18 protein-coding genes and 1 pseudogene are annotated in these 19,239 nt (G+C 71.8%); 12 read left to right on the top strand and 7 right to left on the bottom strand.

From position 1 onward, the window contains the following. Positions 1–6 precede the first annotated feature (6 nt). The gene (gene rocD, locus IE182_RS19375) at positions 7–1,215 is read right to left on the bottom strand and encodes an ornithine--oxo-acid transaminase (protein ID WP_229844946.1); all 1,209 of its coding nucleotides are present in this window, start codon (positions 1,213–1,215) and stop codon (positions 7–9) included. A gap of 100 nt (positions 1,216–1,315) precedes the next feature. Between rocD and trpS the strand changes: the two genes are divergently transcribed. From trpS to IE182_RS19360, 3 genes are all read left to right on the top strand, one after another. After that, positions 1,316–2,329: a tryptophan--tRNA ligase gene (gene trpS, locus IE182_RS19370; protein ID WP_190111133.1), complete on the top strand. Its 1,014-nt coding sequence runs from the start codon at positions 1,316–1,318 to the stop codon at positions 2,327–2,329. Positions 2,330–2,492: 163 nt separating this feature from the next. Beyond that, positions 2,493–3,080, top strand: coding sequence for a 2'-5' RNA ligase family protein (locus IE182_RS19365; RefSeq protein WP_190111132.1), 588 nt, complete (start codon positions 2,493–2,495; stop codon positions 3,078–3,080). Positions 3,081–3,129: 49 nt separating this feature from the next. Then, complete coding sequence (locus IE182_RS19360) at positions 3,130–4,053, top strand: YihY/virulence factor BrkB family protein (protein ID WP_190111131.1); 924 nt, start codon at positions 3,130–3,132, stop codon at positions 4,051–4,053. A 9-nt stretch (positions 4,054–4,062) separates the two neighbouring features. Here IE182_RS19360 and IE182_RS19355 read toward each other — a convergent pair whose 3' ends face one another. Next, the gene (locus tag IE182_RS19355) at positions 4,063–5,472 is read right to left on the bottom strand and encodes a D-alanyl-D-alanine carboxypeptidase family protein (protein ID WP_373303586.1); all 1,410 of its coding nucleotides are present in this window, start codon (positions 5,470–5,472) and stop codon (positions 4,063–4,065) included. 10 nt (positions 5,473–5,482) lie between these two features. Between IE182_RS19355 and IE182_RS32125 the strand changes: the two genes are divergently transcribed. Both IE182_RS32125 and IE182_RS19350 read left to right on the top strand, forming a co-directional pair. Next, positions 5,483–5,764, top strand: a complete 282-nt coding sequence (locus IE182_RS32125) for an SCO4848 family membrane protein (protein WP_229844943.1) — start codon at positions 5,483–5,485, stop codon at positions 5,762–5,764. 116 nt (positions 5,765–5,880) lie between these two features. Beyond that, on the top strand, positions 5,881–7,449 hold the full coding sequence (locus tag IE182_RS19350; RefSeq protein WP_444544991.1) for an ABC transporter substrate-binding protein: 1,569 nt from the start codon (positions 5,881–5,883) through the stop codon (positions 7,447–7,449). Positions 7,450–7,487: 38 nt separating this feature from the next. Here IE182_RS19350 and IE182_RS19345 read toward each other — a convergent pair whose 3' ends face one another. Then, entirely contained in the window at positions 7,488–8,270 is a 783-nt protein-coding gene (locus IE182_RS19345) for an alpha/beta fold hydrolase (RefSeq protein WP_190111130.1), read from the bottom strand. Between the two features lie 60 nt (positions 8,271–8,330). On the opposite strand from IE182_RS19345, the gene IE182_RS19340 reads away from it, so the two are divergent. Further along, positions 8,331–8,681 carry a MerR family transcriptional regulator gene (locus IE182_RS19340; RefSeq protein WP_190111129.1) on the top strand — a complete coding sequence of 117 codons (351 nt, stop codon included), beginning with the start codon at positions 8,331–8,333 and terminating at the stop codon, positions 8,679–8,681. Between the two features lie 102 nt (positions 8,682–8,783). Here IE182_RS19340 and IE182_RS19335 read toward each other — a convergent pair whose 3' ends face one another. The 4 genes from IE182_RS19335 to sdhC are packed head-to-tail and all read right to left on the bottom strand — an operon-like array spanning position 8,784 to position 12,179. Continuing rightward, positions 8,784–9,545 carry a succinate dehydrogenase iron-sulfur subunit gene (locus IE182_RS19335; RefSeq protein ID WP_190111128.1) on the bottom strand — a complete coding sequence of 254 codons (762 nt, stop codon included), beginning with the start codon at positions 9,543–9,545 and terminating at the stop codon, positions 8,784–8,786. Continuing rightward, entirely contained in the window at positions 9,545–11,299 is a 1,755-nt protein-coding gene (gene sdhA, locus IE182_RS19330) for a succinate dehydrogenase flavoprotein subunit (protein ID WP_190111127.1), read from the bottom strand. The genes IE182_RS19335 and sdhA overlap by 1 nt, the downstream gene beginning before the upstream one ends. Positions 11,300–11,322: 23 nt before the next feature. Then, a complete protein-coding gene (locus IE182_RS19325) occupies positions 11,323–11,790 on the bottom strand; it encodes a succinate dehydrogenase hydrophobic membrane anchor subunit (protein WP_190111126.1) in 468 nt (155 codons plus the stop codon). Between the two features lie 8 nt (positions 11,791–11,798). Continuing rightward, a complete protein-coding gene (sdhC, locus tag IE182_RS19320) occupies positions 11,799–12,179 on the bottom strand; it encodes a succinate dehydrogenase, cytochrome b556 subunit (protein WP_190111125.1) in 381 nt (126 codons plus the stop codon). Positions 12,180–12,460: 281 nt separating this feature from the next. Here sdhC and IE182_RS19315 point away from each other — a divergent pair, with 281 nt between their 5' ends. From IE182_RS19315 to IE182_RS19290, 6 genes and pseudogenes are all read left to right on the top strand, one after another. After that, positions 12,461–14,101 carry a beta-N-acetylhexosaminidase gene (locus IE182_RS19315; protein ID WP_190111124.1) on the top strand — a complete coding sequence of 547 codons (1,641 nt, stop codon included), beginning with the start codon at positions 12,461–12,463 and terminating at the stop codon, positions 14,099–14,101. Positions 14,102–14,253: 152 nt separating this feature from the next. After that, positions 14,254–16,329 (top strand): glycosyltransferase, encoded by a 2,076-nt coding sequence (locus tag IE182_RS19310; protein ID WP_190111123.1) that lies wholly within the window; start codon positions 14,254–14,256, stop codon positions 16,327–16,329. Positions 16,330–16,427: 98 nt separating this feature from the next. Continuing rightward, complete coding sequence (locus IE182_RS19305) at positions 16,428–16,955, top strand: hypothetical protein (protein WP_190111122.1); 528 nt, start codon at positions 16,428–16,430, stop codon at positions 16,953–16,955. Between the two features lie 307 nt (positions 16,956–17,262). Beyond that, on the top strand, positions 17,263–18,258 hold the full coding sequence (locus tag IE182_RS19300) for a DUF4328 domain-containing protein (protein ID WP_229844941.1): 996 nt from the start codon (positions 17,263–17,265) through the stop codon (positions 18,256–18,258). 34 nt (positions 18,259–18,292) lie between these two features. After that, the gene (locus IE182_RS19295) at positions 18,293–18,961 is read left to right on the top strand and encodes an RNA polymerase sigma factor (protein WP_190111120.1); all 669 of its coding nucleotides are present in this window, start codon (positions 18,293–18,295) and stop codon (positions 18,959–18,961) included. Further along, positions 18,961–19,239 (top strand): annotated as a pseudogene (locus tag IE182_RS19290) (hypothetical protein); the annotation flags it as partial. The gene IE182_RS19295 and the pseudogene IE182_RS19290, both read left to right, overlap by 1 nt.

The raw sequence follows: 19,239 nt of genomic DNA, 5'->3' as shown, positions 1-19,239 counted from the left end.
GGCCGCTCAGGCGCCGCCGAGGACCTCGCGGAGGCGGTCCAGGCCCCAGTCGAGGTCCTCCTTGCTGATCACCAGCGGCGGGGCGATGCGGATCGTGGAGCCGTGGGTGTCCTTCACCAGCACCCCGTGCGCCATCAGGCGCTCGGAGATCTCGCGGCCCGTGCCGTGCGCGGGGTCGATGTCCACGCCCGCCCACAGCCCGCGGCCGCGGATCGCCGTCACCGCGCCCGAGCCGGCCATCTGGTGCAGCTCGCGGTGCAGGTGCTCGCCCAGCTCCGTGGCCCGCTCCTGGTACTCGCCGGAGCGCAGGATCGCGATGACCTCCAGGGCCACCGCGCACGCCAGGGGGTTGCCGCCGAAGGTGGAGCCGTGCTCGCCGGGGCGGAAGACGCCCAGCACCTCGCGCGAGGAGACCACAGCCGACACCGGCACCACGCCGCCGCCCAGCGCCTTGCCCAGCACGTACACGTCGGGGACGACGTCCTCGTGCTCGCAGGCGAACGTCCGGCCCGTGCGCCCCAGTCCCGACTGGATCTCGTCCGCGATGAAGAGGACGTTCCGCTCGGTGGTCAGCCGCCGGACCCCGGCCAGGTAGCCCGGCGGCGGGACCAGCACGCCCGCCTCGCCCTGGATCGGCTCCAGCAGCACCGCCACCGTGTGCTCGTCGACGGCGGCCTCCAGCGCCGCCAGGTCCCCGTACGGGACGATCTCGAAGCCGGGGGTGTAAGGGCCGTAGTCCGCCCGGGCCTCGGGGTCGGTGGAGAAGCTGACGATGGTGGTGGTGCGGCCGTGGAAGTTGTTCTCCGCCACGACGATCTTCGCCCGGCCGTCGGGCACGCCCTTGACGCGATAACCCCACTTACGGGCGGTCTTCACGGCCGTCTCCACCGCCTCCGCGCCGGTGTTCATCGGCAGCACCATCTCCATGCCGCACAGCTCCGTCAGCGCGGCGCAGAACTCCGCGAAGCGGTCGTGGTGGAAGGCGCGCGAGGTGAGCGTGACCCGGTCCAGCTGCTCCTTGGCCGCGTTGATCAACCGTCGGTTGCCGTGCCCGAAGTTCAGCGCCGAGTACCCGGCGAGCATGTCGAGGTAGCGGCGCCCCTCGACGTCCGTCAGCCAGGCGCCCTGCGCGGTCGCGACCACGACCGGCAACGGGTGGTAGTTGTGCGCGCTGTGCTCGTCGGCGGCGGAGATGCTGCGTTCCGTGGCGGTCAACGTGTGCTCCGTTCGTGTCGGGGCATGCTGGTGACGCCTTTCTACACCCCGACATGCACCGCTGGGCCGAGTCCGCTTCCACACCTGAGAGAATGTGGGCATGGCCCTTGATCGTCCGCGCGCCCTCTCCGGCATCCAGCCCACCGCAGGCTCGTTCCACCTCGGGAACTACCTCGGTGCCATCCGTCAGTACGTGGCCCTGCAGGAGACGCACGACGCGTTCTACATGGTGGTCGACCTGCACGCGATCACGGTGCCGCAGGACCCGAAGGAGCTGCGGGCCAACACCCGCATCGCGGCCGCCCAGCTGCTGGCCGCCGGCCTGGACCCGGACCGCTGCACCCTGTTCGTCCAGAGCCACGTGCCCGAGCACGCCCAGCTCGCCTGGGTGATGAACTGCCTCACCGGCTTCGGCGAGGCGTCCCGCATGACGCAGTTCAAGGACAAGTCCGCCAAGCAGGGCGCCGGCCAGACCACCGTCGGCCTCTTCACGTACCCGATCCTGCAGGTCGCCGACATCCTCCTCTACCAGGCCGACTCCGTGCCCGTGGGCGAGGACCAGCGCCAGCACATCGAGCTGACCCGCGACCTCGCCGAGCGCTTCAACGGCCGCTTCGGCGACACCTTCACCCTGCCGGCCGCGCACATCGTCCGCGAGACCGCCAAGATCTACGACCTGCAGGACCCGACGGCCAAGATGAGCAAGTCGACGGCCAACCCCAAGGGCCTGGTCAACCTGCTCGACGAGCCCAAGGTCTCGGCGAAGAAGATCAAGAGCGCGGTCACCGACACCGACACGGTCGTGCGCTTCGACGCCGAGGAGAAGCCGGGCGTCAGCAACCTCCTCACCATCTACTCCACGCTCACCTCCAGCACGATCGCCGAGCTGGAGCAGAAGTACGAGGGGAAGGGCTACGGCGCGCTCAAGACCGACCTCGCCGAGGTCGTGGTCGACTTCGTCACCCCCTTCCGCGCCCGTACGCAGGAGTACCTGGACGACCCCGAGACGCTGGACGCGGTCCTGGCCAAGGGCGCCGAGAAGGCCCGTGCCGTCGCCGCGGAGACGCTGGCCCAGGCGTACGACAAGGTCGGCTTCCTGCCCGCGAAGCACTAGCGGAAACCCAGCGGAGGCTGGGCCATCCGGATACGGTTCGGATGCGTCCGTGCACGTCGGGCCCACGGTCCCGGGCGCCGGGGACCAGGTGACCTGGCAGCGGGTGCGGCGCAGCCGTCACACTGACCACGGGGACGTACAGGCGCACAGGAGGGAGAACGCAGTGGGGACCGTAACGCTCGGCGTTTCGATCGCGGTCCCGGAGCCGTACGGCAGCTTCCTCCAGAAGCGCCGTGAGAGCTTCGGCGACCCGCACGCCCACGGCATTCCCACGCACGTGACGCTGCTGCCCCCCACCGAGGTGGACGCCTCGTCACTGCCGGCGATCGAGCGTCACCTGGCGGAGGTCGCGGAGGCCGGGCGGCCGTTCCGGATGCGGCTGAGCGGGACGGGCACGTTCCGCCCGCTGTCGCCCGTCGTCTTCGTCAACGTGGTGGAGGGCTCCTCCTCCTGCGCCTGGCTGCAGAAGCGGGTGCGGGACGCCTCGGGGCCGGTGGCGCGGGAGCTGCAGTTCCCGTACCACCCGCACGTGACCGTGGCGCACGGCATCGCCGAGGAGGCGATGGACCGGGCGTACGCGGAGCTCGCGGACTACGAGGCCGAGTGGGCCATCGAGGGGTTCGCGCTGTACGAGCAGGGGGAGGACGGCATCTGGCGCCTGGAGCGCGACTTCCCCTTCGGCAAGGACGGCGCGGCGGGCGAGGTGCCGCACCAGAGCGACCTCTCCCCGCTGAGCCGCCCCTCCCCGTGACCTGCGCGCGGGCGACGATTCCGGCCGGATCGGGGGTAGACGTTCCCTCATGGACTGGCTGACGCGGCTCCCCTGGATCGGTCCCCCGATCGGCAAGGCGATGCGTACGCACGCGTGGCGGACGTACGAGACCCTCGACCGGGTGAAATGGACCCGCCTGGCCGCGGCGATCACCTTCACCAGCTTCGTGGCGCTCTTCCCCCTGCTGACGCTCGGCGCGGCCGTCTCGGCGGCCCTGCTCACCGACGGGCAGGTCCAGGAGCTGGAGAAGAAGATCTCCGAGCAGCTGCCCGGCCTCGCCGGCAGCATCGACCTGCACGGCTTCACCGAGCACGCCGGCGCCGTCTCGCTCGTCGCCGCCGTCCTGCTGCTCCTCACCGGCGTCAGCTGGGTGGGCTCCCTGCGCGAGTGCCTGCGCGCGGTGTGGGAGGTGGAGGAGGACCCCGGCAACGTCTTCCTGCTCAAGCTCAAGGACGCGGCGGTGCTGGTGGGCCTGGGCGCGGTCGCGCTGCTGTCCGCCGCCTGCTCGGCGTTCGCGTCGTCGGCCGTCGGCTGGGTGGCCGACCGGACGGGGCTGTCCGGCGTCGGCGGGCTGCTGACGGCCGCGGGCTTCTGCATCGCCGTCCTCGCCGACTTCCTGCTGCTGCTCTACGTGCTCTCGCGGCTGCCCGGCGTCTGGCCGCCGCGCCGTCGCCTCGTCGTCGCCGCCTTCGTCGGGGCGGTCGGCTTCGAGGTGCTCAAGCTGGTGCTGAGCGGCTATCTGCAGGGCGTGGCGGCCAAGAGCATGTACGGCGCGTTCGGAACGCCGATCGCGCTGCTGCTGTGGATCAACTTCACGGCGAAGCTGACCCTGTACTGCGCCGCGTGGACGGCCACCGGAAGCTCCGGGGAGGCGGCGCCCACGCGGCGCGGGAACGACGGGGAGAACGGCAAGGGCAACGACGCGGAGGGCGGCAAGGGCAACGACGGGTGACGCCCGCCTTCACTCCTTCGGGCGACGGTGCTGCACGCGCTGCGGCAGCGGGTGCCGGCGGTTGACGATGTAGCCGGCCACCGCCAGCACCGCCAGCGCGCCGCCCGTCAGCCCGACGGCCGTCCACATGCCGTCGCCGCCGGAGACCGACGCCTGGGCGCCCTGCCCGGCGGTGCCGCCACCGCTGACCCCGCCCGGCTTGTCGGAGGCGCCCGGAGGGGCCACCAGCACGCCGACGGGCTTGACGTGACCGGCCGCCTCGAAGCCCCAGTCCAGGAGCAGCTGGGTCTCCTTGTAGACCTGGTGCGGCTCCTTGATCTCCGGGTTCATGACGGTGACCAGCAGCTTCTTGCCGTCGTGCTGGGCGACGCCGGTGAAGGTGTTGCCGGCGTTGGTCGTCGAGCCGTTCTTCACGCCGGCCATGCCCTTGTAGGCGGGGATGCCCTGGCCGGTGAGGAGCCGGTTGGTGTTGACGATCTCCTTCGTCTTCCCCGGGTGGTCCTCGTCCGGGAACTGCGTCCGGGCCGTGGAGCAGTACTCGCGGAAGTCCGCCTTCTGCAGCCCCGAGCGGGCGAAGAGCGTGAGGTCGTAGGCGCTGGAGACCTGCTCCTCGGCGTCGTAGCCGTCGGGGGTGACCACGTGCGTGTCGCGTGCCTGGAGGGCGTCGGCGTGGGCCTGCATGTCCTTGACGGTCTTCGTGACACCGCCGTTCATCGCGGACAGCACGTGCACCGCGTCGTTGCCGGACCGCAGGAAGACGCCCATCCACATGTCGCGGACGGAGTAGGTGACGCCCTCCTTCATCCCGACCTGACTGCTGCCGTCGCCCATGCCCTCCAGATCGGAGGAGCGGACCGTGTGCTGCTGGCTCTTGGGGAACTTCGGCAGCACGGTGTCGGCGAAGAGCATCTTGAGGGTGGAGGCGGGCGGCAGCTGCCAGTGCGCGTTGTTCGCGGCGAGGATCTCGCCCGACTCGGCGTCCGCGACGAGCCACGAATTGCCGCTGAGCTCCCTCGGCAGCGCGGGCGCGCCCGGGCCCGGCTGCACCTGGACGCCCGGCCGGCCCAGCAGCTCGCCGCCCACCGTGGACATCTTGGCGGGCGGCCGCTTGGGCGGCTGCTTGGGCTGGCCCTTGCCGTCGGCCGCCGGGGTGGCGGAGGGGGCGGGCGGCGTGGCGAGGGCGGGTGCGGCGGTCGCCAGCGGGAGCAGCAGCGACGCGCCGGCCGCCAGCAGGGTCGCGGAGCGCCGGACTCGGCGCGGTGCGGAGTACCGCGTGCGGTGCGCGGGGTACCGCGGGGGGTGTGATGTTGTGGTCGGCACGCTGGTGAACGTACCTCCACGGACTGTGAACCAGGACGGTGCCTCACGGCGTGCGGCCTGCGAGGACCCGATAGGACCAGTGCGAGTGCCGGAACGCATACTGAAACCCATGGTGAAGTCTTCCGGGGAAGCGGCCCCCCGAACCCCCGCGACCCTCTCGCGTCCCGTGTCGTGGTTCCTGCTCGCCTTCGGCGCCTGGAGCTGGGTCATCTGGATCACTTTCGTGAAGAATCTCTGGAAGGACGGCAGCGGGCTGGCCTTCGACGACGCGGGTTCCCCGACCGCGTACTTCTGGGTGCATCTGCTGCTCGCGATCACCTCGTTTCTTCTGGGGACGGCTGTAGGTGCCATCGGGTTGCGTGGCGTACGGGCCTTGCGGCGCACCTCATAACGGACACCTGCCCACCCTCTCCGCGGACGGCCGACGATCACTTGGCCGATTCCCGGGACGGACGCGCGTTCGCTTGTTTACGGTGATGCGCATCACCGGGCGGGAGGGGCGCAGGGGTGCGTGGGGTCCGAATGCGAAGGGCCGTGGTGCCTTCGGCACTGCTGGCGTTGTGTGTCATGGGTGCCGGCGGCTGCGGGATCACCTCGGGGAACGGCGGCGGCGGGGGGCCGCTGCGGGTCGGCACGACCGACACGGTCAGCACGCTCGACCCCGCGGGAGCCTATGACGCGGGCTCGTGGGCGCTGTACGGCAACGTGTATCAGTCACTGATGACGTTCAGCCCGGGCTCGGGCGCCCCGGTGCCGGACGCGGCGCGCCGCTGCGGCTTCCGGGGCGAGGACTTACGCACGTACGCCTGCGAGCTGCGGGAGGGGTTGAAGTTCAGCAACGGGCACCCCCTGACGGCGAAGGACGTGAAGTTCTCCTTCGACCGCATCCTGCGGATCAAGTCCGGGCAGGGCCCGAAGCCGCTGCTGGAGACGCTGGGGTCGGTGGAGGTCGCCGACGACGACCGGACGGTGACGTTCCGGCTGAAGGCGCCGGACGCGACCTTCCCGTTCAAGATCGCCACGGGTGCGGGGTCCATCGTCGACAGCACGCGCTACCCCGCGGACCGGCTGCGCGAGGGCAACGAGGCCGACGGCTCGGGCCCGTACGTCCTCACGTCCTACCAGCCGGGCGCCACCGCCGAGCTGGAGCGCAACGACACGTACGCCGGCGCCGTGAAGAAGGTCGGCGGGGACGTGACGGTGCGGTACTTCACCGACCCGCAGCGCATGAGCGACGCCTGGCAGCGCCGGTCCGTGGACGTGGCCGCCCGGCAGATGCCGCCCACCGACCTGGCCCGGCTGTCCTCGCCGGACTCCGGCGTCCGGGTGAACGAGAACGCGGCCGCCAACACCCGCTTCCTGGTCTTCAACCTGCGCGAGGACTCCCCCCTGCGGACCCCGGCCGTGCGCCAGGCGGTGGCCGCCGTCGTCGACCGTCAGGCGCTCGCGCGCGACGTGCACCTGCGCACCGTCGAGCCGCTGTACTCCCTCGTCCCGCAGGGCCTCACCGGCCATGCCACGTCCTTCTTCGACGCCTATCCCACGCCGGACGCCGGACGGGCGAGGCAGCTGCTGCAGAAGGCGGGCGTGCAGGTGCCCGTGTCGTTCGGGCTCGCCTACTCGCAGGGCGCGGTGACGGACCAGGAGGCGGCGCTGCTGAAGAAGCAGCTGGAGGCCACCGGCCTGTTCCGGGTGACGACACGGAAGGTGGCCTGGCAGGAGTTCCAGGAGGGCTACGCGCGGGGCGCCTACGACGCGTACTGCGTCAGCTGGGTGGCCGACTTCCCCGACCCCGACACCTTCACCACCCCGCTGGTCGGCGGCGGCGACGCGTTCCACTCCGGCTACTCCAGCCCCCGCGTGGAGCAGCTCATCCGGCTGACGCAGCAGAATCCCCTGCGCAACCGGGTGGCCGGCGAGATCCGCGACATCCAGAAGATCGTCGCCGAGGACGTGCCCATGGTGCCGCTGTGGCAGAAGAAGGACTACGTCCTCAGCACGTCCTCGGTCTCGGGGGCGCAGTACCTCTCCGACGGAACGGGCATCTGGCGGCTGTGGATGCTGGGGCGCATCTGACGCCCCTTCACGTGGCCGCCGGAGGCCGCCTTCCGTGCTCAGAGGCCGTGGCGGTCGAGGAAGGCCACGATCAGCTTCTCCCACTCCTCCGGGCGCTCGGCCATGGGGACGTGGCCGGTGGCGATCTCGGCGTACTCCGCGCCCGGGATGTGGTCGGCCAGGTAGCGGGAGTGGGCCGGCGAGACCAGGGTGTCCTGGGTCGGGGCGATGACCAGGGTGGGGACGGAGATCCCGGCGAGGTCGGCGGTGCTGTCGCCCGTCAGGACGGCGGCGGCCTGGTCGGCGGTGCCGGCCGGCACGCCCGCGGCGATCAGGTCCAGGAAGGGGCCCACCTGATCCTGCGGGACGGCGTTGAAGAAGTCCTCGCCGAAGGCGCTGAGCGCGACGAAGCGGGCGAACGCCTGCAGGTCGCCCTCGGCCAGCAGCTTCTGCCACAGGTCGAGCGTGGCCCGCAGCCGGTTGTCCGGGCGGGCCAGGCCCGCCGACAGCACCAGGCCCCGCACCCGCTCCGGGTGGCGGGCGGCGACCCGCACGGACACCATCGTGCCCAGCGAGTAGCCGATCAGGGTGAAGGTGTCGAGGCCCGCCTCGTCGGCCGCGGCGACGACGGCGTCGGCGAGGGCGTCCACGGTCAGGGGGCCCGTCGCGCGCGGCGTGGCGCCGGAGCCCGGGTAGTCGGGGGCGACGACGGTGTGGGCGGCGGCCAGGGCCGGCAGGACCGGGGCGTAGTTGCCCTCGATGCTGCCGCCCGCGCCGTGCGCGAGGAGGAGGCCCGGGCCGGTGCCGGTGACGGAAGTGGAGAGTGCGGGAATCCGTGTCATGGCCGAGAGGTTGCCGTATGACATCAGTGTCAAGGTCAAGTCAGGTGGGGGAATCCGCTGATGCGCATAGGTGAACTGTCCCGTCGTACCGGGGTCAGCACCCGGCTCCTGCGCTACTACGAGCAGCAGGGCCTGCTCAGCTCCGAGCGCGACGCCAACGGCTACCGCCGCTACCACCCGGACGCCGGCGAGCGCGTCACGCGCATCCGCGAGCTCCTGGCCGGCGGTCTGACGACCGAGGCCATCCGGGAGCTGATGCCCTGCACCCAGGGCGGCCCCGGCCTGCTCGCCTGCGACCACTCCGTCGGCGTGCTCGACGAGCAGCTCACCCGGGTCGACGAGCAGCTGGCCGACCTCCTCCGCAAGAAGGAGGCGCTGCTCGGGGTGACGTCGGGCCTGCGCACCGCCTGACGGCGCCCCCCGGCCCGCATCACCGGTCGGCTCGGGTGAACGCGGACGGGCCCGCCCCGCACCAGTGGTGCGGAGCGGGCCCGGAACCCGTGAACGGGGGGATCAGAAGCGGCGCGTGATGAGCGCTCGCTTCACCTCCTGGATCGCCTTGGTGACCTCGATGCCACGCGGGCAGGCGTCGGTGCAGTTGAACGTCGTGCGGCAGCGCCACACGCCGTCCTTGTCGTTCAGGATCTCCAGACGCTGCTCGCCCGCCTCGTCACGCGAGTCGAAGATGAAGCGGTGCGCGTTGACGATCGCCGCCGGGCCGAAGTACTGGCCGTCGTTCCAGAACACCGGGCACGAGGACGTGCACGCGGCGCACAGGATGCACTTGGTGGTGTCGTCGAAGCGCTCGCGGTCCTCGGCGGACTGCAGGCGCTCGCGCGTCGGCTCGTTGCCCTTGGTGATCAGGAACGGCATGACGTCGCGGTACGCCTGGAAGAACGGCTCCATGTCGACCACGAGGTCCTTCAGGACCGTCAGGCCCTTGATGGGCTCGACCGTGATCGGCTTGGCCGGGTTGATGTCCTTGATCAGCGTCTTGCACGCCAGCCGGTTGCGGCCGTTGATGCGCATGGCGTCGGAGCCGCAGATGCCGTGGGCGCAGGAGCGCCGGAAGGTCAGCGTGCCGTCCAGGTCCCACTTGATCTTGTGGAGACCGTCGAGCACGCGCTCCTTCGGGTCGATCTCCACCTCGAAGTCCTGCCAGGTGGCCTCCGCGGAGACCTCCGGGTTGAACCGGCGGATCCGGAAGGTGACCGTGATGTACGGCGAAGCGTCCTGCGCCGCCGTCCCGGCCTTCTCGAGAGTCGGGGTAGCCATCAGTACTTACGCTCCATCGGCTGGTAGCGGGTCTGGACGACCGGCTTGTAGTCGAGGCGGATCGAGTCCTTGCCGTCCGCGTCGACCTCGCGGTACGCCATGGTGTGGCGCATGAAGTTGACGTCGTCGCGGTTGGGGTAGTCCTCGCGGTAGTGACCACCGCGGGACTCCTTGCGCGCCAGCGCGGACACGGCCATCACCTCGGCCAGGTCGAGCAGGTTGCCCAGCTCGATGGCCTCCAGCAGGTCGGTGTTGAAGCGCTTGCCCTTGTCCTGGACGGACACGTTCTGGTAGCGCTCGCGCAGCTCGGCGATCTTCTCGACGGCCGTCTTGATGGTCTGCTCGGTGCGGAAGACCATGACGTTGGCGTCCATGGTCTCCTGCAGCTCCTTGCGGAGCTCGGCGACCCGCTCGGTGCCGGTGGAGTTGCGCAGCCGCTCGACCTGGTCGGCGACGAGCTGCGCCGGGTTCTCCGGCAGCTCGACGTAGTCGGCCTTCACCGAGTACTCCGCGGCGGCGATGCCGGCGCGGCGGCCGAAGACGTTGATGTCGAGCAGCGAGTTGGTGCCCAGGCGGTTGGCGCCGTGCACCGACACGCAGGCGACCTCGCCGGCGGCGTACAGGCCGGGGACGACGGTGTCGTTGTCGGCCAGCACCTCGCCCTCGACGTTGGTCGGGATGCCGCCCATGGCGTAGTGCGCGGTGGGCTGGATCGGGATCGGGTCCGTGTAGGGCTCGATGCCCAGGTACGTCCGCGCGAACTCGGTGATGTCGGGCAGCTTGGCGTCCAGCTGCTCCGGCGGCAGGTGGGTGAGGTCGAGGTAGACGTGGTCGCCCTCGGGACCGCAGCCACGGCCCTCGCGGATCTCCGTGTAGATGGAGCGCGAGACGACGTCACGGGACGCGAGGTCCTTCATGACCGGCGCGTACTTCTCCATGAAGCGCTCGCCGTCCTTGTTGCGGAGGATGCCGCCCTCACCGCGGGCGCCCTCCGTCAGCAGGATGCCCATGCGCCAGATGCCGGTCGGGTGGAACTGGAAGAACTCCATGTCCTCCAGCGGCAGGCCGCGGCGGTAGCAGGCCGCCTGGCCGTCACCCGTCAGGGTGTGCGCGTTGGAGGTCACCTTGAAGAACTTGCCGGTGCCGCCGGAGGCGTAGATGACGGCCTTCGCCTGGAAGACGTGGATCTCGCCGGTGGCCAGCTCGTAGGCGACCACACCGGCGGACTTCTTGACGCCGTCCACCTCGGTGATCAGCTGGTCGAGGACGTAGAACTCGTTGAAGAACTCCACGCCCTCCTTGACGCAGTTCTGGTACAGCGTCTGGAGGATCATGTGGCCGGTGCGGTCCGCGGCGTAGCAGGACCGGCGGACCGGGGCCTCGCCGTGGTTACGGCTGTGACCGCCGAAACGGCGCTGGTCGATGGTGCCGTCCGGGGTGCGGTTGAACGGCAGGCCCATCTTCTCCAGGTCGAGGACCGCGTCGATGGCCTCCTTCGCCAGGATCTCGGCGGCGTCCTGGTCGACCAGGTAGTCGCCACCCTTGATCGTGTCGAAGGTGTGCCACTCCCAGTTGTCCTCCTCGACGTTCGCGAGGGCGGCGGCCATGCCGCCCTGGGCGGCGCCGGTGTGGGAGCGGGTCGGGTAGAGCTTCGTCAGCACGGCGGTGCGGCTGCGCTTCGTCGCCTCGATGGCGGCGCGCATGCCGGCGCCACCGGCGCCGACGATGACGGTGTCGTACTTGTGGATCTTCATGATTTAGCGCCTCAGCCCCGGCTCTAGCGGATGTTCGGGTCGAAGGTGAAGATCACCAGCGTGCCCAGCAGGACGGTGAACACCGTGGCGGTGTACAGCAGCATCTTCAGCCAGAAGCGGGTGTTGTCCCGCTCCGCGTAGTCGTTGATGACCGTGCGCAGGCCGTTCGCGCCGTGCAGCATCGCCAGCCACAGCATGATCAGGTCCCATGCCTGCCAGAACGGCGAGGCCCAGCGGCCCGCCACGAAGGCGAAGCCGACCTTGCTGACGCCGCCGTCCAGCACGAGCTGGATCAGCAGGTGGCCGAGGACCAGGACGACCAGCACGATGCCGGACAGCCGCATGAACAGCCAGCCGTACAGCTCGAAATTGGTGCGCGTGGACTTCGGGGTCTTCTTGGTGCGCTTGCGCGGCGCTTCAATGAGCGGAGCCGGGTTGTCCACGTCGTAGAGGGACACGTCGCTCACAGCAGGGGTGGTTTCAGCGGACATCTCGCGTCTCAGCTCCCGAACAGTTCGCGTGCGGCGTGCCCGAGGACGGGGTAGATCGCCCCGGCCATCAGCACGACCCAGATGCCGACGACGGTCCAGAGCATCTGCTTCTGGTACCTCGGGCCCTTGGACCAGAAGTCCACCGCGATGACCCGGAGGCCGTTGAGCGCGTGGAAGAGGATGGCAGCGACCAGGCCGTATTCCAGGCAGGCCACGATCGGAGTCTTGTACGTCGCGACGACGTCGTCGTACGCCTCGGGAGAGACGCGGACGAGAGCGGTGTCGAGGACGTGCACGAACAGGAAGAAGAAAATGAGGACGCCGGTGACTCGATGAGCCACCCAGGACCACATGCCTTCCCGGCCGCGGTACAGCGTTCCAGCCGGCACGGAAAACCCTCCGGGAGCGGGGATTGGGGCCTGCCGGCTTCACTGTCGGTCGGGCCCGGCCGGGTACGGTCCACCGGCCCTGGCCATCGTAGCGACGCTCTGTCGGTTCGGTCCCCCGGGGTCTGTCAGGTGTGATCAAACAGGCACGTACGGCCTAGGCCGCAGGGACCAAGGGGTCTCGGATGTCCTATGTGTCCCGGCGTGTCCGGGCCATGAGTCACGACACTCCGGGTGAAAACCAATATCTTCGCAGCAAAGCACCACATAGGAGGTTTTGCTCCATGGCACGGACCGTCAGGCTCTCCCGCGCGTCGGCCGTCCGGGGAACCGTGGCCAGCCTCGCCCTCCTCGCCACGATGTCCCTCATGGGGTGCCCACGGGACGGATCGGCCGACCGTCCGGCCCGCGACGACTCCCGCTCGCCCGAGGGATCGACGGCGGCCACATCGGGCAAACCCTCCCCGGCCGCACCCGCGCCGGCGCCGGCACCGGTGGCGCGCGGGGTGCCGCAGACCGTGCCCGCCGTCCGGGCGTACACCGCGCGGAACGGCCCCGGCTGGCGGCCGGCCAAGGGCGCCAGGGTGGTGGCCGACGAGAAGGGGCCGCTGGCCGACGAGGCCCGCCGGCTCGCCGCCGACCTGCGGCTGCCCTTCGCCGCCGCGCCCGCCCGGCCCGGCGACGTCGAGCTGGTGCTGCGCCCCGGCCAGAGCGGCGGCCGCGAGTCGTACGAGCTGACGACCCAGGACCGCAAGGTCGTGATCACCGCCCCCGACGAGGCGGGCGCGTTCTACGGCACCCGCACCGTCGTCCAGGCCGTCCGCACCGGCGGCGGGCTCCCCGAGGGGGTGTTGCGCGACGGCCCCGACCGCCCCCAGCGCGGCCTCAACCTGGACGTCGCCCGCAAGCACTTCTCCGGCGACTGGATCGAGCGCCGGCTGCGCGAGATGGCCGACCTCAAGCTCAACCAGCTGGGCCTGCACTTCTCCGACGACCAGGGCTTCCGCATCGAGAGCTCCTCGCACCCCGAGGTCGTCTCCCCGCAGCACCTCACCAAGGCCGAGCTCCGCCGCATCACCGACCTGGCCACGGCCCTCCACATCACCGTCGTCCCCGAGATCGACTCGCCCGGCCACCTGGGCGCCGTCATGAACGCCCACCCGTCCCTGCAGTTGCGCGACGCCTCCGGGACGGTCGCCCGCGGCGCCGTGGACGTCGCCAACCCCCAGTCCGCCCGCATCCTGGACGACCTGATCCGCGAGTTCGCGCCGCTCTTCCCCGGCCCGTGGTTCCACCTCGGCTCGGACGAGTACCGCGCGCTGATGGCCAAGGACCCGCAGACCTCCTACCCCCGCCTGGCCGAGGTGGCCCGCCAGAAGTACGGCCCCAAGGCGCGCGTCCAGGACCTGGCGACCGGCTGGCTCAACGACCGGGCGGCGGTCGTGCGCAGCCTGGGCAAGACGCCGAAGGCGTGGAACGACGGATTCTTCACGGGCGGCGTGGTCACACCGGACAAATCCATCGAAGTGGAGTACTGGACCGGTAAGGAGATCGGCGCCCGTCAGCCGCAGGAGTACCTGAACGAGGGACGGACGCTGGTCAACCTGAACGACGAATACCTCTATTACGTGCTCGGTCAGCCCAATCAGTTCGTCTACCCGACCGGCGAGCGGATCTACCGGCAGTGGTCGCCGGCCGTGCTGCGCGGCACGGTGCCCGTGCCGAAGGGCCCGACGACCCCGGACCGCATTCCCGGCGGCCGCCTGGCCGTGTGGTGCGACCTCGCCCACGCCCAGACGCCGGACCAGGTGGCGTCGGGGATCCGGCTGCCGCTGGCGGCGGTGGCGCAACGCCTGTGGGACCCACGGGTCCCGTCCCGCCCGTGGGCGGAGTTCACGGCCTTGGCCGGACGGGTGCGCCGCTGACGAATGCAGCCCGTCCGGCGGTCGAGGACCGGGGCCCGGGGTGGAGCCCCGGTTTCGGGAAGGGGCGGGGTGGGGGAACCGCGAAGCGCCACCCCGCCGCGGCGCGGAGCGTTACCCTCCCCGGAAGCACCGCGTACCGTAACGAGGGTCCGATGAAGATCGAATTCCTGCTGCACAACGCCTACGGCATCGGCGGCACCATCCGCTCCACCGTCAACCTCGCCGCGGCCCTGGCCGACCGGCACGACGTGCGGATCGTCAGTGTCAACCGCCCCACCGACGAGCCGGAGCTCGCCCTCGACCCGCGCGTGCGGCTCACGTCCCTCGTCGACCTGCGCGAGGGCACCGAGACCGGCGAGCACGCCGCCCCGCTCAACCAGCGGCCCAGCGAGGTCTTCCGCGACGAGCGCATCGACAACGGCCGCATGGCCGCCACCGCGCTCACCGACGAACGCGTCGCCGCGCACCTGGCCGCGACCGACGCCGACGTCGTCATCGCCACCCGCCCCAAGCTCATCGGCTACCTCGCGCAGTACGGCGAGGGCCGCCCGTACCTGCGGCTGGGCCAGGAGCACCTCACCCACGAGGCGCACGTCGCCGAGCTGCACGCCGTGATGGACCCGGCCATCGCCGCCCTCGACGCCTTCACCACCGTCTCCGAGGCCGACGCCGGCCACTACCGCCGGGCGCTGCCGGACGCCGGGGCCCGCATCCTCTGCGTCCCCAACGCCGTCCCCGCCCCGGCCGCCGCGCCCTCCGACGGCACCTCCAAGCTGATCGTCTCCGCCGGCCGCCTCGTCGCCGTCAAGCGCTACGACCGCCTGATCGACGCCTTCGCCAAGGTCGCCGCCGAGCGTCCGGACTGGAACCTGCGGATCTATGGACGCGGGCCCGCCAAGGCCAAGCTGCGCCGGCAGATCGAGGACCTGGGCCTGTACGAGCGCATCACGCTCATGGGCGCCCGCTCGCCCATCGAGACCGAGTGGTCGAAGGGCGCCGTCGCGGCCGTGGCCTCCGACGCCGAATCCTTCGGCATGACCATCGTCGAGGCCATGCACGCGGGCCTGCCGGTCGTCGCCACCGACTGCCCCCACGGCCCCCGCGAGATTCTCACGGACGGCACCGACGGCGTGCTCGTCCCGCTCGACGGCTCCGGCACCGTCGACGCCTACGCGGACGCCCTGCTGCGGCTGACCGGCGACGCCGGCCTGCGCGCCCGGCTGGGCTCGGCCGCCCGCACGGCCGCACACCGCTACGAACCGGCCGCCGTCGCCCGCCGCTACGAGGAGCTCTTCGAGGAACTGCGCCCGGGCTGCACCACCGCGACGCCGCCGAAGAAGGGCGGGCTGCTGCGCGGCCTGTTCGGCGGCCGCAAGCAGCAGCAGGCCGCCGCACCGCGCCCGCAGGACGGCATCGCCCACCCCGAGGCACGCTGCGCGGCCGACGCCGACGGCTCGCTGGTCGTCCGGGTGCCGGCGGAGCAGCTGACCGGTGCCGACACGCACGTCCTGCTCCGCCACCGGGGCAGCAAGGGCAAGGAGACGGCCCGGGCGGTCCTGCCCGCGCAGGGCCGCGAGCCGGGCACGTGGGTGGAGGCCCGCGTCGACCGGGCCGCGCACGTGCTGTCCGAGGGGCGCTGGGACGTGTACGCCGAGCGCGCGGGCGACGCCTCGCGCCGCCGCCTGCGCGCCGCGCTCGTCGAGCAGAAGGCGCTGCTGGACCTGCCGCTGCAGCACACCGCGCGGGGCGTCGCCGCCTGGGTGCCGTACGCGACCAGCGACGGCTTCCTGGCCGTACGGACCTGGCTGCGGCCCGGGCACGTCGAGGCCGTGGAGGTGCGGGTGGGCGAGGACGGGACGATGGTCACCCTCGCCGCCTCCGGGGACACGACGCTCGGGGAGGGCGCCGAGCTGATCGCCCGGCTGCGGGACGCCGACGGCTCGGTGGGCGACGTCCGCGGTGCCGTCGAGAACGGGACCGGCTTCCTGCCGCACGAGCCGATGAGCCGGCGCATCGGCGAGGAGCAGGACCTGTGGGACCTCTACGTGCGCCCGTCGGCCGGCGCGGCGCTCGTGCGCCTCGGCCGGATCGCCGGGGACTTTGCCGACCGCAAGGGCATCGACACCTTCCCCGCCGCGACGCGCGGCGAGGTGCGGCTGCGGCCGTACTTCACGGTCACCAACGACCTGACGATCGCGGTGAAGGACGTGGCGGGCGAGGACGCGTGAGGTTGCCCGCGGCTGGTGTGACGTAGGAGGAGCCTGCCGCGCTGTAAGACCCAGAGCCGTTTGTTTCGCGGACGGAAACAGACAGAGGGAGAACGCTCATGGGTTTCTGGGGCTACTTACTCCTCGGCCGCGGCGGCGACGGGGCACTCGCCGAGTGCCCCGTTCCCGCGGTGCGCCGTGAACACCTGAGACCCGCCGGGACCTTCGCCGGCGGCTGGCGGCTGTGGGAGCACCCCGGGCCGCCCGAGCCGGCCGGCGTGGACGCGCTGGTGCGGGAGCTCGCGGACCGGACGGGCGCGCCGGCCCTGGCCGCGTACGTGATGGAGAGCCACTGCGCCGTCCTCGGCGGCGCGGAGCCCGGGGGCGCGTGCTGGTCGGCCTGCCTGGGGCGGACGCCGCTGGCCCACTACATGGCCGACACCGGGCTCGGCCTCGACGAACTCTTCCCCAGCCCGTGGGCGGCCGCGGCGCACTGCGCCGCGTGGGCGGCCGCGGCGGGGCACGCGGCGGACGCGGCGGAACTGGCGGACGTGCTGGCCGCCGACCCCGAACCGCTGGTGGAGGACCTCTTCCACGAACTGCTGGCGCGGCTGGGCATGGTCGAACGGCGGCTCGCCGGACGGTGAACGGCCGGCAAGGACGACGGAGGACGGCCGGAGCCGCCACCCCCCACAGGAGAGGCTCCGGCCGCCGCCGTTGCGAACCCTGGTGGGGCACGCACTACCTACAGCGCCGGGAATCGAAAATTCGTCACACCCTGGCCGGCCCCCGCGGGCGCGTAGTATCTCCCGCTCATAGCCGTTTTCCGGGTGGCCGGGACCGGCCACCACCTGGGGGGTCGAAGAGATGTATCCGTGCGGTCATTGCCGCGCCGCCGCAGTGGGCCCGGACGGCCGCTGCGCCGCGTGCGGGGCGTACCAGCAGCCGGTGGGCGTGGGGGCACCTGCCGCGGCGTACCCGTACCCGTACCCGGGCGCGCCGGGCATGATGCCGGCCGGGATGCCGGTCGGCGGCGTGGACCTGCGGCGTGGCGTGCGGATCGCGCTGACGGTGCTGCTGTCGCTGGCGATGGCGGTGCTGCTGCTCCTCATCGCGGCGCGCGGCGAGCAGCGCGGAGCGCTCGACGAGATCCTCAGGGACGGCCTCACCAGCACTGCGCGGGATCGGATCGACGACGCCGACGGCTTCTACGCCGCCATGGTGGGGCTGTACTCCCTGGTGCTCATCGCCACGGCCGTGCTGTGGGTCATCTGGTTCCGCCGGATGCGGCTCAACGCCGAGGCGTTCGCGCCCGGAACGCACCGCTTCGGCAGCGGCTGGGCCGTCGGCTCGTGGTTCACGCCGGTCGTCAACCTGTGGTTCCCCAAGCAGATGGCCAACGACATCTACCGGGCCAGCGCCCCGGCGGGCCCGCAGAGCGCGCCCAAGGGCCTGCTCAATGCCTGGTGGACGCTGTGGCTGACGGCGGGCGGCTTCAGCATCGTCGGCTCGATCATGTTCGCGGTCGCCGAGCGCCGGCTCAAGACGCGCCGCTACGTCTTCTCGTCGGCGCGGGAGGACGTCGAGTCGCTGAAGACCGCGCTCTCGGTCTCCACGCTCGCCCTCGTGCTGTACATCGTGGCCGCGCTCCTGGCCCTGCTGGTCGTGCGGCAGCTGTCGAAGCTGCAGGAGCAGCGCGCCCTGGCCGGCCCGCTCGGCGTGCCGCCGATGGGCGGCGTGCCGATGGGCGGCGTGCCCGCGCCCGGCATGCCGGGGATGCCGGGCATGCCGTACGGTGCTCCGGCGGCGCCTCCGGCGCCGGCTGCGGGCTGGGCGCCCGTCCAGCAGCAGCCGCCGATGCCGCAGCAGCCGCCGGGGACGCCCTACGGGCAGCCCCCTCAGGGGCCGCCGCCGCAGAATCCTTTCGGCAACGGTCCGCAGGGCTACTGAACCGCAGGTACGGCGCGTAGTGCAGGATGAGAGCGTGCAGGGGGACGACGCTGAGCTGACCGCCGCGGTGCGCGCGGCGCAGGGCGGGGACGAAACGGCATTCCGTACGGTCTACCGGACCGTGCATCCCCGCCTGCTCGGGTACGTACGCACGCTGGTCGGCGATGCCGAGGCGGAGGACGTGGCCTCGGAGGCGTGGTTGCAGATAGCCCGGGACCTGGAGCGGTTCACGGGCGACGCCGACCGCTTCCGTGGCTGGGCCGCCCGGATCGCCCGCAACCGGGCGCTGGACCACATACGGATGCGCGGGCGACGCCCCGCCATCGGCGGGGACGACAGCGAGCTCGCGGGCCGCGCGGGCGACGCGGACACCGCGGGCGAGGCTCTGGAGGCGCTCGGCACCGGCCGGACCCTCGCCCTCATCGCCCAGCTCCCGCAGGACCAGGCCGAGGCCGTGGTGCTGCGCGTGGTCGTCGGCCTGGACGCCAAGAGCGCCGCCGGCGTGCTGGGCAAGCGCCCCGGAGCGGTGCGCACCGCCGCACACCGGGGCCTGCGGCGGCTGGCCGAACTGGTGACGTCCGGAGGCGGCCGTACGCCCGCCGACGCCACCCCCGGACAGCGGCAGTCACACACCGGAGCGGGCGGAGTCAACGCTTCTGCCGGTGTGACGCAATTGCGCGCGCGGACGCAGAAGGACATGTGATGGCGGACGACCACCGGTACGACAACGACTGGCTGGATGACGACGCCGTGGAGCGAGTGCTGCGCGGCGAATCCGTCGTCGCCGAAGGCATGGCGGGCACGGGTGCGCCCGACGGTCCCGAGAAGGCCGCGCGCATCGCGGCCGAGCGACTGGACGCCGCCCTGCGCTCCCTCATCGCCCCCCTCCCGGACGGCCCCCTCCCCGGCGAGGAAGCAGCCCTGACCGCCTTCCGCGCAGCCCGCGCGGCCGGGGCCGCGGGCGCCGCGGGCGCCGCGGGC

It is taken from the genome of Streptomyces cinnamoneus, from assembly GCF_014650495.1.
Taxonomy (GTDB): domain Bacteria; phylum Actinomycetota; class Actinomycetes; order Streptomycetales; family Streptomycetaceae; genus Streptomyces; species Streptomyces cinnamoneus.
The sequence above is the reverse complement of the archived record's forward strand: the minus strand, read 5'-3'. Positions and strand labels throughout refer to the sequence as shown.